This is a genomic window from Corynebacterium sp. NPDC104732, assembly GCF_055583565.1.
Genome location: NZ_JBVJNS010000003.1, coordinates 79717 through 93967, shown reverse-complemented (window position 1 = coordinate 93967; position 14251 = coordinate 79717). Strand labels below are relative to the sequence as shown.

The 14251-nt window shown below is 59.9% G+C and carries 13 protein-coding genes and 1 pseudogene; 9 read left to right on the top strand and 5 right to left on the bottom strand.

The window, feature by feature from the left end; genetic code table 11:
* Window positions 1–99: 99 nt before the first annotated feature.
* The 7 genes and pseudogenes from ACZ6ZO_RS03500 to ACZ6ZO_RS03470 all read left to right on the top strand — a co-directional run.
* Window positions 100–600 (top strand): annotated as a pseudogene (locus ACZ6ZO_RS03500) (NUDIX hydrolase); the annotation flags it as partial.
* Complete coding sequence (locus tag ACZ6ZO_RS03495) at window positions 600–2783, top strand: DUF6049 family protein (RefSeq protein ID WP_465290577.1); 2184 nt, start codon at window positions 600–602, stop codon at window positions 2781–2783. The pseudogene ACZ6ZO_RS03500 and the gene ACZ6ZO_RS03495, both read left to right, overlap by 1 nt.
* A gap of 230 nt (window positions 2784–3013) precedes the next feature.
* Window positions 3014–5545 (top strand): lipid II flippase MurJ, encoded by a 2532-nt coding sequence (locus tag ACZ6ZO_RS03490; RefSeq protein ID WP_465290575.1) that lies wholly within the window; start codon window positions 3014–3016, stop codon window positions 5543–5545.
* 117 nt (window positions 5546–5662) lie between these two features.
* Entirely contained in the window at window positions 5663–6199 is a 537-nt protein-coding gene (locus ACZ6ZO_RS03485; RefSeq protein ID WP_182385080.1) for an RNA polymerase sigma factor, read from the top strand.
* 10 nt (window positions 6200–6209) lie between these two features.
* A complete protein-coding gene (trxB, locus tag ACZ6ZO_RS03480; RefSeq protein WP_465290572.1) occupies window positions 6210–7133 on the top strand; it encodes a thioredoxin-disulfide reductase in 924 nt (307 codons plus the stop codon).
* Between the two features lie 11 nt (window positions 7134–7144).
* Window positions 7145–7462 carry a thioredoxin gene (gene trxA, locus ACZ6ZO_RS03475; protein WP_182385082.1) on the top strand — a complete coding sequence of 106 codons (318 nt, stop codon included), beginning with the start codon at window positions 7145–7147 and terminating at the stop codon, window positions 7460–7462.
* 15 nt (window positions 7463–7477) lie between these two features.
* Window positions 7478–8659 (top strand): N-acetylmuramoyl-L-alanine amidase, encoded by a 1182-nt coding sequence (locus tag ACZ6ZO_RS03470; RefSeq protein WP_465290570.1) that lies wholly within the window; start codon window positions 7478–7480, stop codon window positions 8657–8659.
* A gap of 22 nt (window positions 8660–8681) precedes the next feature.
* Here the strand turns inward: ACZ6ZO_RS03470 and ACZ6ZO_RS03465 are convergent, their stop codons facing one another.
* Entirely contained in the window at window positions 8682–9551 is an 870-nt protein-coding gene (locus ACZ6ZO_RS03465) for a polysaccharide deacetylase family protein (RefSeq protein WP_465290568.1), read from the bottom strand.
* 33 nt (window positions 9552–9584) lie between these two features.
* On the opposite strand from ACZ6ZO_RS03465, the gene ACZ6ZO_RS03460 reads away from it, so the two are divergent.
* Both ACZ6ZO_RS03460 and ACZ6ZO_RS03455 read left to right on the top strand, forming a co-directional pair.
* Window positions 9585–10388, top strand: coding sequence for a DUF3800 domain-containing protein (locus ACZ6ZO_RS03460; RefSeq protein ID WP_182385084.1), 804 nt, complete (start codon window positions 9585–9587; stop codon window positions 10386–10388).
* A gap of 5 nt (window positions 10389–10393) precedes the next feature.
* Complete coding sequence (locus ACZ6ZO_RS03455) at window positions 10394–10918, top strand: hypothetical protein (protein WP_182385085.1); 525 nt, start codon at window positions 10394–10396, stop codon at window positions 10916–10918.
* 238 nt (window positions 10919–11156) lie between these two features.
* Here the strand turns inward: ACZ6ZO_RS03455 and ACZ6ZO_RS03450 are convergent, their stop codons facing one another.
* The 4 genes from ACZ6ZO_RS03450 to rsmG are packed head-to-tail and all read right to left on the bottom strand — an operon-like array spanning window position 11157 to window position 14241.
* On the bottom strand, window positions 11157–11699 hold the full coding sequence (locus ACZ6ZO_RS03450) for a hypothetical protein (protein ID WP_182385086.1): 543 nt from the start codon (window positions 11697–11699) through the stop codon (window positions 11157–11159).
* Window positions 11699–12661, bottom strand: coding sequence for a ParB/RepB/Spo0J family partition protein (locus tag ACZ6ZO_RS03445; protein ID WP_182385087.1), 963 nt, complete (start codon window positions 12659–12661; stop codon window positions 11699–11701). Before ACZ6ZO_RS03445 ends, ACZ6ZO_RS03450 begins: the two co-directional genes overlap by 1 nt.
* On the bottom strand, window positions 12661–13578 hold the full coding sequence (locus ACZ6ZO_RS03440) for a ParA family protein (RefSeq protein WP_208768362.1): 918 nt from the start codon (window positions 13576–13578) through the stop codon (window positions 12661–12663). The genes ACZ6ZO_RS03445 and ACZ6ZO_RS03440 overlap by 1 nt, the downstream gene beginning before the upstream one ends.
* A 36-nt stretch (window positions 13579–13614) precedes the next feature.
* A complete protein-coding gene (gene rsmG, locus ACZ6ZO_RS03435; RefSeq protein WP_465290564.1) occupies window positions 13615–14241 on the bottom strand; it encodes a 16S rRNA (guanine(527)-N(7))-methyltransferase RsmG in 627 nt (208 codons plus the stop codon).
* Between the last annotated feature and the right edge of the window lie 10 nt (window positions 14242–14251).

The following is a 14251-nucleotide window of genomic DNA, read 5'->3' as shown; positions in this document are numbered from 1 at the left end:
CGACGCAACAATACAGCTAATGCAAATGCCCCGGAGAAGAGGACTCGGAAAGCTAACCCGAAGCGCCGGACGCAACGCTATTCGGAGCGCAGCCACATGCGCACCAGCGATGAAACCTCAGCCGGTGGCCTGGTGGTCAGTGGCCTCGCCGAGGCCGTGAACGACCACGGTGACGTTGATCTTTCCAAAATCTACGTGGCGCTCATCGGCCGATTAGATCGTCGCGGTCGGTTGCTATGGTCCATGCCGAAGGGGCACGTAGAGCCGGGGGAGGAGCGCGCCCTGACCGCCGAGCGGGAAGTGTGGGAGGAAACCGGGGTCCACGGCAAGGTATTCGCTGAACTTGGCGTGATCGACTACTGGTTTGTCTCCGAAGGCACCCGCATCCATAAAACAGTGCACCACCACCTGTTGCGCTACGTTGACGGGGACCTCAACGATGAAGATCCCGAGGTCACCGAGGTGGCGTGGATTCCGGCCAGCGAACTGATCGAGCGCCTGGCCTACGCTGATGAACGCAAACTCGCCCGGATTGCGCACGATCTGATCCCGGAGTTTGCTCGCAAAGCGAAAGCTGAGGGAAAGGCGACTCCTCGCTAATGCGCGCGCTGACCATGCTTGTGACCGCCTCGTTGCTGGTGTTGCCGAGTACGCCGGCCCTGGCATTGCCCTTGCCGACGGCCCCCACCGACCCGATCGTGGCCAGCCAGTGGGCGAACCCGGAGCTGCGGCCGCTGGACTCCGCTAGTGCGATCACTACCAGCATTGACGCCATCAACGAGCATTCCATCACCGTCACCATCAGCAACAATGCGCAGGTGCCTCTGCGCGATGTGTCGGTGCGGGTGCAGCGCGCAGAGCCCGTCTCCACCGTGGCGCAGGGAAAGTTCGCGCTATCCCAGGACCAATCCTTCTATGGCTTCCATACGGGGTTTGTGCCGGTGGATGTGGAGCTTGCTCCGGCAGCGAGCCATACCTTCACCGTCGCGCTGCACCGCGAGGAATTGGGGATCACTGATCCGGCCGTGTACCCGCTACTGATTAATGTCAATGGGGAATTGTCTGGTGCACAGCAGTATGTGTCGTCGCAACGCACGTTGCTGGAAGTGGAAGAACACGCGGTAGATAAAGAAAAGCAGCCCACCCCACTGAGTGTGCTGATCCCGATCACGACCACCACGGACATCGTGCCCGGTGAAACCGGAGAGGCTCCGAACCATCCACCGCTTATCCTGCGTTCGGAGAAACTGGCCCAAGATATCGGCCACGATGGGCGCCTCAGCACGCTAGTGGATACCTTCAACACGGGCGACCCGTCGGTCTGTCTGGCGCTGGATCCGGAAGTGGTGGAGACGGTGGACCGCATGACGGCTGGCTACCAGGTTGCCGAGGATCGTCCGAGCACGGTGGAACACAAACCACGGCTGCGTGACTCCTGGGGCACTAAGGACAAGCAGATCAAGGGCAATCCGGGCACCGGCACGGAGGACGCTAAAGCGTTTTTAGGAAAGCTGCAGAGCATTGCCCAGTCCGGGGGCTGCATCGTTCCTCTTCCGCGGGCAAATGCGGAGCTCAACGCTGTTGCCCAGACTGGTAATTCGCAGCTCATGGAGGAAGCAGTGAGCAGCGGGGCTTCCAGTTTGAGCAAGCTGCTAGGGGTGTCAGTGCGCCCCGATGTGGTGATTCCCGGCTATGGCTACGTGGAGCAGGGCACAGTGGCAGCTCTTTCCGAACCGACGACATTATTGGTGGCGGATAATACGATTCCGGCAAACGCCACAATGATGTCCGACAATGTGAAAGCGGTGGGCTATCACTCGGATGTGACAGCCATGTTGGCGACGATGGGCGACACCCCGGCCACTGCCGGTTTTGCGAACCAGTGGCAGCGCTTTGATTACCGACTGGACTCTCCGGTTGCACGGCGCGCGAGTGCGACAGCTGCCGTGACCCTGGCAGTGGGGGAGGGGGACCACCCGGTGCTGGTGATGCCGCCGCCAACCTTGCAGGTGGATGATGCTCGGGCATTGCAGCTCCACCTCAGACACCTGTTGGAGAGCGGTCGTGCCACGCCACTTTCGTTCTATGACTTCCTGGCACAAGAACCCAGCGTTTCCGCGCCAGCTGAGGGATCGCCGTTTGAGGATCCGACGGTTTTGTCGGATGTCGAGGTGCTGCACGCGCAGCAACAGGCGAAGAGCATTGATGATCTGACGTCATTGATGATTGATGCGCCGACGATTGCGCTGACCCCGCGCGGTTTCACTGATCCGCTGCGGCATGATCTGTTGCGGGCGTTGTCAGTTAATGGGCGTCGTTCGATGATGGGTTATGCCTTGCGTACGGAGAGCAGTGCCGACATCCTGGGGAGGAACAGTGCGATCCTGCAGCAGTTGCGTAGCTCGGTGGTGCTGCTTCCGCCGGGCAACGTGTACACCCGCACGTCTGAATCCTCTCCGCTGCTGATCGTGGCGGAGAACGGGCTGCCACTGCCTGTCGACGCCAAACTCAGTTACTCCGGCCCGGAGGGCGCCAAGATCAACACGGCGGAGTCACTGAAAATCCCTGCTCGTGGTTCGATCACAGCGCAGATGACCGCTGATCTTCCGGACGCCGAACGCAATGACCTCACCGTGTGGCTGGCCACCCAAGCCGGCGCACCGATCAGCGCTCCCGTCGATATTCGTGTCCAAACCCGCTCTGGTTTGCTGGGCTTTGGTGGCATCTCTGCATTGCTGCTTGCGGTGCTCGGATTTGTTATGTTTCACGTGAAACGTCGCTAAAGTTTTGCATTTCCTCGCGAATCCTCACAGAATGGCCTTTCGTGGACTCCTCTCAACAATCTCAAGGGCAACGCTCGCGGATTGTGGCTCCGGCCCCACCCGCGCCGTCGACAAGCCCGGTGGCGCCAAGGCCGCGCCCCGCGCCGCGTGACGACGACCATTCCCTCCTCACCCACGCCCCCAAACAGCAACAACAGTCAAACTCTGATCTCGTCAGATCCACCGGCTCCATGGCGGTAGCAACTCTGGTCTCCCGCATCACGGGCTTCCTCCGCAACGCCATGATCGTGTGGACGCTGGGTGCTGCGATTTCCTCCGCATTCAACACTGCGAACACGCTGCCGAACCTCATTACTGAGATCGTGCTCGGCGCGGTGCTCACCTCGCTCGTGGTGCCGGTGTTGGTGCGCGCGGAGAAGGAAGACCCGGACCGCGGTGAAGCGTTCGTCCGCAGGCTCTTCACTCTGGCGGCCTCGCTCCTGATCGTGGTGACCATCCTGTCGGTGCTCGGGGCTCCACTGCTCACGGCGCTTCAGCTGCGTTCCGACGGCCAGGTCAACCTGAGCCAGGCCACCGCCTTTGCAGTCCTACTGTTGCCACAGATTTTCTTCTACGGCATCTTCTCGCTCTTCATGGCGGTGCTCAACACCAAGGGCATTTTTAAGCCAGGCGCCTGGGCCCCCGTGGTGAACAACCTCATTGCGCTCGCTACCCTCGGGGCATATTGGCTGGTGCCGGGTAAGCTCCATGCCCGGCAAACTGTATCCATCGCAGACCCGCATGTGTTGCTCCTGGGTGTCGGCACAACCCTGGGTGTGGTGGTGCAGGCCCTGATCCTGCTGCCGTACCTGGCCAAGGCCGGGGTGAGCCTCAAACCCCTGTGGGGAATTGATGACCGCCTCAAGCAGTTCGGCGGAATGGCGCTGGCGATTATCGTCTATGTCGCCATCTCCCAGGCCGGTTACGTGGTCACCACCCGTATCGCCTCCGGCGCGGATGAGGCAGCACCGAACATTTACCAGCAGGCCTGGCTGCTGCTGCAGATGCCGTACGGCATCATCGGCGTCACGCTGCTTACCGCGATCATGCCACGCCTGTCCCGCCGGGCCGCCGAAGGTGACGACGCCGGTGTGGTCGCCGACCTCATCTTGGGCACCAAACTCACCTTCTTGGCCCTCATCCCAGTGGTGGTGTTCTTCACCGCCTTCGGCACCTACATCTCCATCGGCCTGTTCGCGTACCTCGAGTTCTCCATGGACGCGGCCACCACGCTCGGCTGGACGCTCTCCTTTTCCGCCTTCACCCTGATCCCGTACGCCCTCGTGCTGCTGCACCTGCGCGTGTTCTACGCCCGGGAAGAAGCCTGGACCCCCACCTTCATCATCGCCGGTATTACCGCGACCAAGGTGATCTTGTCCTACCTTGCGCAGGCTATCGCGACCTCCCCGGACCGCGTGGTGGTGCTGCTGGGTGCCGCGAACGGTTTCGGCTTTGTGGCTGGTGCCGTGATCGGCGCGACACTGCTGCGCCGCCAGCTCGGATCCCTCGGGGCCCGCGACATTCTGCGTTCCTCACTGTGGGTCGGTGGCGCTGCGGTCATCGGCGCAGCGGGTGCGTGGACGCTCGATATTGCGCTCTGGAGTCTGCTTGACGGGTTGTGGAGTTTCCTGGGCTCGGCGGGATTCTTGATCCGCACCGCACTCATCGGGTTCTTCTTCCTGGCCATCACGGCCGGGGTGCTCGCGAAATCCCCGCTGGAAGAAGTGCAGCGGTTCACGGACGTCGTGAAGCGTCGCCTGGGCCGTGCCACCCCAAGCCAGACTGCCGCGGTGAGCGCCGCGGTGACCCCGACGGAGGCCATGCCGATCCCGGCGCCGATGTCTGCCGGCATGGTGCAGCCGCCACGACTGCTGCCAGGCGCGCCCGTGCTGGATGGTAGGTTCCGCCTGCTCGCCTCCTTCGGCGAGTCTGGCGATGACCAAGTGACCGCGAAGTTCTGGCAGGCCAAGGAGGTGAGCACCGGCCGGGATGCTGCGCTGGTGTTCGTGGAGGCCCACGGCACATCGCTCGCAGCTCAGGCCGGGGCGGCAGCTGAGGTCACCCGCCGGACCCGCAAGCTCGTCGAGCTGGGGTGCCCCGCTGTCGCGCCCGATGTGACCGTGATGGCCTACCGCTCCGGCTGCCTAGTCATCGCTGACTGGGCGGAAGGGTCGGCGCTACGAGCCGTAGCTGAGTTGGGTGCGGCGAACCGTGACGCAGCCGCCGCTGCGCTCGCACCGCTTGCCGACGCCGCTGCCACGGCACACGGCGCCGGGGTGCCTCTCGGGATGGATTCGATCGACCGTATCCGCATTTCCAAGTCCGGTACCGCCGTCCTAGCCTTCCCAGCCGTGTTGTCGAGCAACAATCCCGCCAACGACTGCGCCACCCTCGTCAGCGCCTTCAAGATACTCACCGGCGAACAGCTTTCCGGAGATGCTGCTCAGGTGGCGGCGTCACTGCGTGGGGTATCTCCTGAGGAGCCACTTCCGGTTGCGCCCGAGGAACATCCAGAGCCCACCTCACGGGCTGGTTTCGGGGCGAAGGGCTATTCCCGCACGATGACGGGCGTGCTCATCGCCATGTCCATTACCTTGGTGGCGATCATCGCGCTCCTTACTGCGTACCTGCTCGGGGTGATGGGAGGCTTCCGCGAGGACTCCCCGGTGCGGGTGGAACCCGATGTTGTGCATGTCACGATAGAACCGGTTCCTACCAGCTAGTTTCTGGTAACCAACGAGCCGCTCGGCAAGAGTTATCCACACCACGAGATGACTCACCGAGCGGTTTTTTGTTCGCCACGGCACAATGAGGGAGACATTCACAACTCGGGGGGTTCCATGAACGATCAAACTTTGGTGACCGATTTCATCGCTGGGGACGATGCCGCATTCGCGCAGATCATCCATCGCTACCACCATTCGTTGTGGTGGACGGCGCGCAAGTATGTCCGCAGCGATTTCGACGCCCAAGATGTGCTGCAGGAAGCGTACCTGCGGGCCGCACTGGGCCTGCGCCACTACCGCGCGGACTGCAGCTTAAAAACATGGCTGCATCGGCTGGTACTCAACGCCAGCCACGACTACCGCACCGCCAGGTACCGTTCCAACGAGCTGTCACTGCTCGATGATCACACTTATGATTTCCCGCACCCTACCTACAACCCACTGGACTCATTGGACCTGACGCTGACGCTGATCAACGTGCTGCATAAGCTTAACGACGACCAAAAAACCATCCTTTTCATGGTGGATGTACTGGGTTACACCATCTACCGAACCGCGGATGATCTGGGAATATCATCAGGAACCCTGAAGTCCCGCCGGTCACGCGCCAAGTCCTATATTCGCGCCAAACACCCGGAACTAGTGCGCTAGACTAAGCCCCATGACTGAAATCCATGACGTGGCAATCATCGGCTCTGGCCCCGCGGGCTATACCGCAGCAATCTACGCGGCTCGCGCTGAGCTTAAGCCGATCATGTTCGAAGGCATCGAGTACGGTGGCTCACTGATGACAACCACCGAGGTGGAGAATTTCCCTGGCTTTGCCGAGGGAATCATGGGACCAGAACTCATGGATCAGATGCGCAACCAGGCCGAGCGATTCGGTACGCAGCTGCTCATGGAGATCGTGGATCGGGTAGACCTTTCGGGGGATATCAAGAAGCTGTATGTGGGCAATGAGGAGTACCAGGCCCGGGCCGTCATTCTCGCGATGGGTGCGGCGCCACGTTATCTGAACGTCCCAGGTGAGCAGGAGCTGCTCGGTCGTGGCGTGTCGTCCTGCGCAACGTGCGACGGTTTCTTCTTCAAGGATCACGATATCGCCGTGATCGGTGGTGGCGATTCTGCGATGGAGGAGGCAACGTTCCTCACTAAGTTCGCGAAATCCGTGACGATTGTGCACCGCCGAGAAGAGTTCCGAGCATCCGCAATCATGTTGGAGCGGGCGAAAGCTAACGAAAAGATCAAATTTGCTACGAACAAAGTCGTGTCGCGCGTTGTGGGCACCTCTTCAGTGGAAGGCTTGGAGCTTACTGACACCGTCACTGGCGAAGTCTCTGAGCTTCCAGTCACCGCGATGTTTGTGGCCATCGGGCATGACCCTCGTTCTGCGTTGGTGCAGCCGGACGTCGCCACAGACGATGTCGGCTACATCACGGTCGCGGAGCCTTCGACCCACACCAACATCCCCGGTGTGTTCGCGGCCGGTGACATAGTGGATAGCCACTACCAGCAGGCCATTACGGCTGCGGGTGCTGGCTGCCGCGCAGCGATTGATGCCGAGCATTACCTGGCGAGCCTGTAAGGAGTTTTGTTGTGATTGTCGATGTAACTTCGGATACCTTCCGTAGCACTGTGATCGAGTCTTCCAAGCCTGTGCTGGTGGATTTTTGGGCCGAGTGGTGCGGGCCGTGTAAGAAACTCGGCCCAGTTCTGGAGCAGGTTGCTGAGGAGCTGGGAGACGCTGTTACCATTGCGAAAGTGAACGTGGATAACGAGCGTACGTTGGGCGCGATGTTCCAAATCATGTCTATTCCTGCTGTCATGATTTTCAAGGACGGCAAGAAGGTCGATGAGTTCGTTGGGGTGCGCTCTAAGAGCGATATTGTGGCCAAGCTTCAGGCACAACTGTAAGGGGAGAGTAAAGCGTTGTCCGATCTGTTGCGGGTTGGCGATAAGAGCCCTCGGGTAGCCGAGGTCCGAACCATTTTGGCGGGCCTGGGCTTGTTGCCGACCTTCGACGTAAACCTGGTCCCGGAGTCTTCCCAGCAATATTCTGAGGCGGACACCATCTTTGATGAGGAACTCGCCTCCGCTGTTCGCGCGTTTCAGCAGAGCAGAGGAATCCTCGCTGATGGCATCATCAGGGAAAGGCTGCTGCGACTTCTGCGCGAAGCATCGTACAAGCTAGGTAATCGCGTCCTCATTTTCCAGCCCGGGAACGTGATGGTGGGCGACGATGTTGCCCAGCTCCAGACCCAGCTGCAGGACTTGGGGTTTTATGCGCAGCGTATCGACGGCCATTACGGTGAAGCCACGTACCTGGCAGTGAAGTCCTACCAGCTGAACTACGGTCTGAATGAGGATGGCATCACGGGCCCTGACACGGTTCGGGCGCTCGGGCTGCTGGGGCGCCGTATTAAGGGCGGTTCCAAGCAAGCTATTTCGGAACGAGAGCAGGTCCGTAAAGCTGGCCCGAAGTTGGCCGGTAAGCGAGTGGTTATTGACCCGCACCTTGGTGGTGAGCACACCGGTCAGGTGGTGCAGGGCAAATTTGGGACGATCTCGGAGGAAGAGATCCTGTGGGATCTCGCTACCCGGATTGAAGGTCGCATGATCGCGGCCGGGATGGAAGCAATTTTGTCGCGCCCCCGGCACAGTGACCCTTCCACTAAACAGCGCGCTGACATCGCTAACGCCTTCGGGGCGGATTTGTTGATTAACCTGCAGTGCGATTCTTACCCCAATGAGAAAGCTGGTGGCGCGGCGACGTTCTACTTTGGTTCGGAAATCGGGGCAACGTCGCTCACAGGTGAGATGCTGTCGGGCTATGTGCAGCGCGAAGTAGTGGCCCGCACTGGCCTGGTGAACTGTGGGAACCACGCCCGCACCTGGGAGATTCTGCGAATGTCCAAAATGCCAACCATCGAGCTGGTGTGCGGTTACCTGACGAACCCGACTGACGTTGCGATCCTGACAGACCCTAAGAAGCGAGATGCCATCGCGGAAGCCGTGGTGGTTGCTGTGAAGCGCCTGTACCTGCTGGACGAGGACGATCAGCCCACCGGTACCTTCAAGTTCACAGAACTGTTGGCGGCCGAGGACATGTAGGTTTCGGGACGGCCTGCTGCCTTTAGCGGGATACGTCCCCTAGCTGCACGAAAGTAAATCCGGCCTCGCGAAGCTGCGGTATTGCTGCTCGAACTCCTTCGGCAGTACCGTGCCCTGGCTGGTTCATATGCATGATTGCAATCGCGCCAGGGCCACTGTGCGTCAAAGATTTGGTCACCGCGCGCGCAGCGAGGGTTGCCCCGGCATCCCCATTAACGGAAAAGCCGGCAATAGCTACCCCCAAGTCGCGCGCAATCCGCACGGCGATGTCGTCGTAATGCGCAGTGCCAGAGCGGAACCATTTCGACTCGACGCCCAAAAACTCACGCAGGAACCGCCGATTTCCTTCGATTTCCTCGACGAGCTCCGCAACATTTGCTGTCCCCGCAATGCCATAAGCCGACCGACCATTGACCGACAAGGGTTTGTGCGAGGTCCCGTGGTTTTCGATCTGAAACAGGGGATGAGCAGCGATTTCTTGGGCTCGCCGCGGGTTGGCATCAATCCACCGTTTGTTCCAAAACAGCGTGGCGGGGACGTTTTGTTCCTGCAGCGTAGCAAGCAGAGCCTCATCGATGCGTGATCCTTTTGGCCCGCCACAGGCATCGAAGGTCAGCGCAATCGTCTTCGCCTCGGGAGGCATCGTGCGCACGATGCCTGGCACATCAAGTCCCCAGGCGTGCGCGCCCGCGTGCTCGTAGCGCGCAATGATATCTACTTCCGGTAGCAGGGTCTGAGTTGGTGGCGCCGCGCTCGTCGTACTGCTTGCAGTCGGGTTCATGGTGGCGCCACGACGCTCGGTCTGCAGCGTGCAGCCAGCCACTGCCATGACGGGCAAAGCGAGGCCGGCAGCAAGGAAACCGCGGCGAGAAAGTTCAGAAGGATGCCCCACGAGCACCAAGTTTATGCAACCTCATGTCTTCGCATGCTTACCGACGCCCGGGGCTGGCAAAGCGGGGAGGCGGCACATCAGCTACGTGTGCCGGTTGCGGTTAGAATTGGTCACAATCATGAAAGGAAGTTCTGCTTCGTGAACGGTGACCTAAATATATACTGCGACGAAAGTACTCACCTGCCGGGTGATGGTATGCCCTTCATGGTTCTCGGTGCCATCGCTTGCCCAACAGAAAAAACGAAGGAAGCAGCCTCGCGACTGAGAGATTTGCGGAGGAAGCATGATCTTCCAAGCTACTTCGAGATCAAGTGGAACAAAATTTCTCCATCCAAACTGGATTTCTACTTGGATGTTATTGATTATTTCTTCGATGACGACGATCTAGGTTTCCGTTGTGTTATTGCCCCCAAAGCTGAGCTTGACCATCAGCGATTCCGTCAGACACACGATGACTGGTACTACAAAATGATGTTCCTGCTGATACGCAACGTCATCCCATCTTCTGGCAGGGCGTTTATCTACCTCGATAAGAAGGATACTCGAGGCGCGGGAAAGGTCGCGAAGCTCAAAGAGGTGATATCGAATTCGATGTACGATTTTGACCGCAGGATCGTACAGCGAATTCAAATCGTTGAGTCTCACCATGTCGGTCTCCTCCAGTTGTCAGATTTACTGCTGGGTTGTGTCAATTACGCCAGCCGTGCTCAGCTCGACAGTGAGGCAAAAACACGCGTTCTACATCGGGTCCAGGAACGGTCAGGGCTAAAATTGACTCAGACAACGTTACTCACGGAAACAAAGTTCAACGTCTTTCGTTGGAACCCACAGGAGTAGCATCTGTGATCCATCTCGAACCAACGGAAGTCTTCAATCCAGGACAAATGACGTGCGATGAATACCTAGATTCGCTCTTCAATACCTTCCTAAAGACATTGATTCATCGACCTCTTTATTGGAAAACGGCAGGCTGCCGTGTAAGTTTCCGCCGTTATGAAGAAGTCGATGGACGTTACGCGAGCTTCTGGCATCTCATTAGCGGTGGGAGTCAAACCGACACTGAGCGTAATGTTGAAATCGAACGTTGCCGTCGGATTGGTTGGATTCGTCCGATGGTGGAGGCCTTCAATCAAGATTTTCCTAACCGCGAGAACCACATCTATTGGTGGGTTAGCCCTGACCCACGCTGGCGAGGCCGCAGGTATGGTCTAGCTACTGAAGGATTCGAATACGTTCTGTTCATTGAGGAACGTCCTAAGTATGCTCTTATCATCACGGCATACTACGTAAAGCAAACCCGTCGTCGCGCAAAGTTTAGAGCCGAGCATGACGAATTTTGGAAGGAAAAGCAAGGGCCGCCCGCGTAGCGAACGGCCCCAGATACTCCTTCAACATCCTGGTTGATGAGCTATAAACAAGGATAGCAGGCCATGTCAACCCATCCTCTGTAGCGCGGTATCTTCCGGGGCTGCAGACGTATTATTGGACGTCTCGCGCTGCAAGTTCGATCTAATTCGGGAGTTGATAGGCAGCGTGAAACTGACTCATCCGATTGACGAGCAGTGGCAGCTTTTCGATGTCGCAAAAGGACAAACTCGGTGCCCCTCACACCACGGCCACCGCCAACAACTCCGACACTTCCGCGGCAGTGAGCAACCCATCGACGGGTGGCAGTTCGATACGAAGCCGTGGCACCTCATCGTGGTCGGCGACCACCCAAAAACCCGCTGCTAACAGGGCGGATTCGGGGATGAGTCCGATAGGTCCGTAAGTGGAACCGGAGCGCCAACCGAAGGCCTCAACGGCGGGGATGTCGGCGGCAAGGAGGTGGGTGAGGCAGGCGTCGATAAGCACAGTGTGCGCGCCCTCGGTGAGCCGCGAGCCAAACAGTGAGCTGAGCACGGTGGCGTCGGGGGAGACCGGGCCACTGGGCATCTCTAACACTCCCGGCAGCAAAACTGGGGGAGCGAAGAGGATGGTAGCTACGTCTGGGATGGCAAACCCGCAGGTGCCATAGGTCATCAGGGTGTTGCTCAGCCACAGCTCCTTGGTCATGGCCACGTCAGTTGCTGCGGAGCCGGCCTCCCAGAACGCGGAACGCAGACAGGCCGGATGCACGTTCGACAGTGACACCGGCTCAATGCGCATTAGCCCTCCAGCAAGCCCATGATGCGGTCGAAGTCATCGCGGTCGCCGAATTCCAGCACGATCTTGCCCTTGCGCTTGCCCACAGAGACGGACACCTTGGTGTCAAAGCGGTCGCCGAGGCGGTCAGCGGCCTCAGTGGCAAAGGCTGGCGCTGGGGCCTTGGTGCGCTGCTTCGGGGCCGGTTCCTCACCACGGTTGAGCAGAGTGACGGCTTCTTCCGTGGCACGTACCGACAGCCCCTCGGCCACAATGCGGGTGGCGAGCTCGGACTGGGCCTGAGCACCAGCCTTGAGGCCCAGGAGGGCGCGCGCATGCCCCGCAGACAGCACGCCCGCGGCTACCTTGCGCTGCACATCCACCGGGAGTGCCAGCAGGCGAATCATGTTGGTGATCAGCGGACGGGACCGTCCGATCCGGGCAGCGAGTTCGGCTTGGGTGACGCCGAATTCTTCCAACAACTGCTGATACGCGGCCGCTTCTTCCAGCGGGTTGAGCTGCGCGCGGTGGATGTTTTCCAGCAGTGCATCGCGGAGCATCTCGCCATCATCGGTTTCCCGGACGATCGCCGGGATCTTATGCAATCCCGCTTTGCCGGCCGCGCGCCAGCGGCGTTCACCCATGATGATCTCGTAGCCACTGTCCTTCTCGCGAACGACGATGGGCTGCATGAGTCCGAACTCCTTGATGGAGTGCACGAGCTCAGCCAAAGCCTCGGGGTCGAATACCTGGCGTGGCTGGCGGGGATTCGGGCGAATGTCCCGGAGGGGGATTTCGCGGTAGGTTGCGCCGAAGGACGTTTCCGAAGTCGCCTGTTGCTGGCCCGCCTGTTGCGCGGGTGTGGATCCGTTGCCCAGAATAATGTCGGCAGCAGAGCTGGTCAGGCGTGGTTTTTCTTCCGGGGTGCTCGGGATCAGTGCGGCGAGTCCGCGGCCGAGGCCACCTTTACGAGTTTCGTTCGCCACTACTTTTCTCCTTCTGGCTGTTGTCCGATGGGTCCGGATTCTTCGGTGGGCAGGTAATCGCCCCTGGTCGCGAGTTCCTTCGCTGCATCGAGGTAGGCGAGTGCGCCGCGCGAACCGGGGTCGTATTGCAGCACGGTTTGCCCGTATCCTGGCGCTTCGGAAACCTTCACGGAACGCGGGATCATGTTGCGCAGCACCACGGGGCCGAAGTGTTCCCGGACTTCGTTGGCCACTTGCTCGGCGAGTTTAGTGCGAGCGTCGTACATGGTCAGCAAGATCGCGCTGATGTGCAGCTTGGGGTTGAGGTGCTGCCGGATCATGGTGATGTTGTTCAGCAGCTGACCCACGCCTTCCAGCGCGTAGTACTCCGCCTGGATGGGAATGATGACTTCGTTCACCGCGGTCATGGCGTTGATGGTGAGCAGGCCTAACGACGGCGGGCAGTCAATAATCACGTAGTCGAAGCCATCGAGGGTGGCGAGGGCGTCGGCAAGCCGGTATTCGCGTCGCACCATAGACACCAGCTCGATTTCGGAGCCGGCGAGGTCAATGGTGGCGGGGATGCAGAAGAGATTGTCGTTGAAGGTGGATTTCTGCATGGCTTCGGCCGCGGTGCATTCCCCGATGAGCATCTCGTAGGAGGACAGCACCCCGGATCGGTGTTCAACGCCGAGCGCGGTGGATGCGTTACCTTGCGGATCCAGGTCCACGACCAGCACTTTCAGCCCGTGTAGTGCCAGTCCGGCGGCGAGGTTCACTGATGAGGTAGTTTTACCTACTCCGCCTTTTTGGTTCGCAATGGTGATGGTGCGAGGCACCTCGGGGCGGGGGAGTGACAGTGCGTTTGGCGTCATCACCTTCGCTGCCCGCCTAGCTGCGGCGGCAATTGGTGTGTCGTCCCAGAACTGCTCGTCCATTCACATTTCCCTTCCCAAAATTTTGGCCTTTTTATCCTACTTGATCCGCGGCACGATGATGAGGGTCGTTGGCTCTTCCAGGTGTGCCTGGCCCACAATGCGGATCTCCGCGAGCCCGCCGCCAGCCTTTTTGACCTCTTTCGCGTCCCGCTGCAGCTCTTCCGCCACCGAGGATCCTTTGAGAGCAATCATCCTGCCGCCCTTTTTTACCAGCGGGAGGGACCATCCGGCGAGCCGCCCTAGGGGAGCGACGGCGCGCGACGTCACGACGTCGACAAGCCCCACCTGCGCCCGCACGGCCTTTTCTTCGGCGCGGCCGCGGATGACGGTCACGTTGTCAAGGCCGAGCTTCTCGACGACCTCCCCCAGGAACACGGAGCGCTTTAGCAGTGGCTCGATCAGAATGATATTCAGGTCAGGACGTGCGATCGCGAGGGGAATACCCGGAAGACCAGCACCGGAACCGACATCGGCGACGGTCACCCCATGTGGGATCGCCTCCTGCGCCACGGCACAGTTGAGGATGTGGCGCTCCCAGAGCCTAGGCACCTCACGGGGGCCGATGAAGCCCCTGGTAGAGCCGTCTGTCGCGAGGAGATCGTGGTACTTTTCCGCCAATTCGAGGCGATCCCCGAACACATCCGCTGGTTTCACGTGAAACATCCTTTCTTGC

Excerpts from the sequence above, each read along its gene's own strand:
- ACZ6ZO_RS03495 (WP_465290577.1), top strand. The coding sequence starts at position 600 with ATGCGCGCGCTGACCATGCTTGTGACCGCCTCGTTGCTGGTGTTGCCG.
- rsmG (WP_465290564.1), bottom strand. The coding sequence starts at position 14,241 with ATGTTTCACGTGAAACCAGCGGATGTGTTCGGGGATCGCCTCGAATTG.
- ACZ6ZO_RS03450 (WP_182385086.1), bottom strand. The coding sequence starts at position 11,699 with ATGCGCATTGAGCCGGTGTCACTGTCGAACGTGCATCCGGCCTGTCTG.
- trxB (WP_465290572.1), top strand. The coding sequence starts at position 6,210 with ATGACTGAAATCCATGACGTGGCAATCATCGGCTCTGGCCCCGCGGGC.
- ACZ6ZO_RS03485 (WP_182385080.1), top strand. The coding sequence starts at position 5,663 with ATGAACGATCAAACTTTGGTGACCGATTTCATCGCTGGGGACGATGCC.
- ACZ6ZO_RS03490 (WP_465290575.1), top strand. The coding sequence starts at position 3,014 with ATGGCGGTAGCAACTCTGGTCTCCCGCATCACGGGCTTCCTCCGCAAC.
- ACZ6ZO_RS03440 (WP_208768362.1), bottom strand. The coding sequence starts at position 13,578 with ATGGACGAGCAGTTCTGGGACGACACACCAATTGCCGCCGCAGCTAGG.
- ACZ6ZO_RS03460 (WP_182385084.1), top strand. The coding sequence starts at position 9,585 with ATGCTTACCGACGCCCGGGGCTGGCAAAGCGGGGAGGCGGCACATCAG.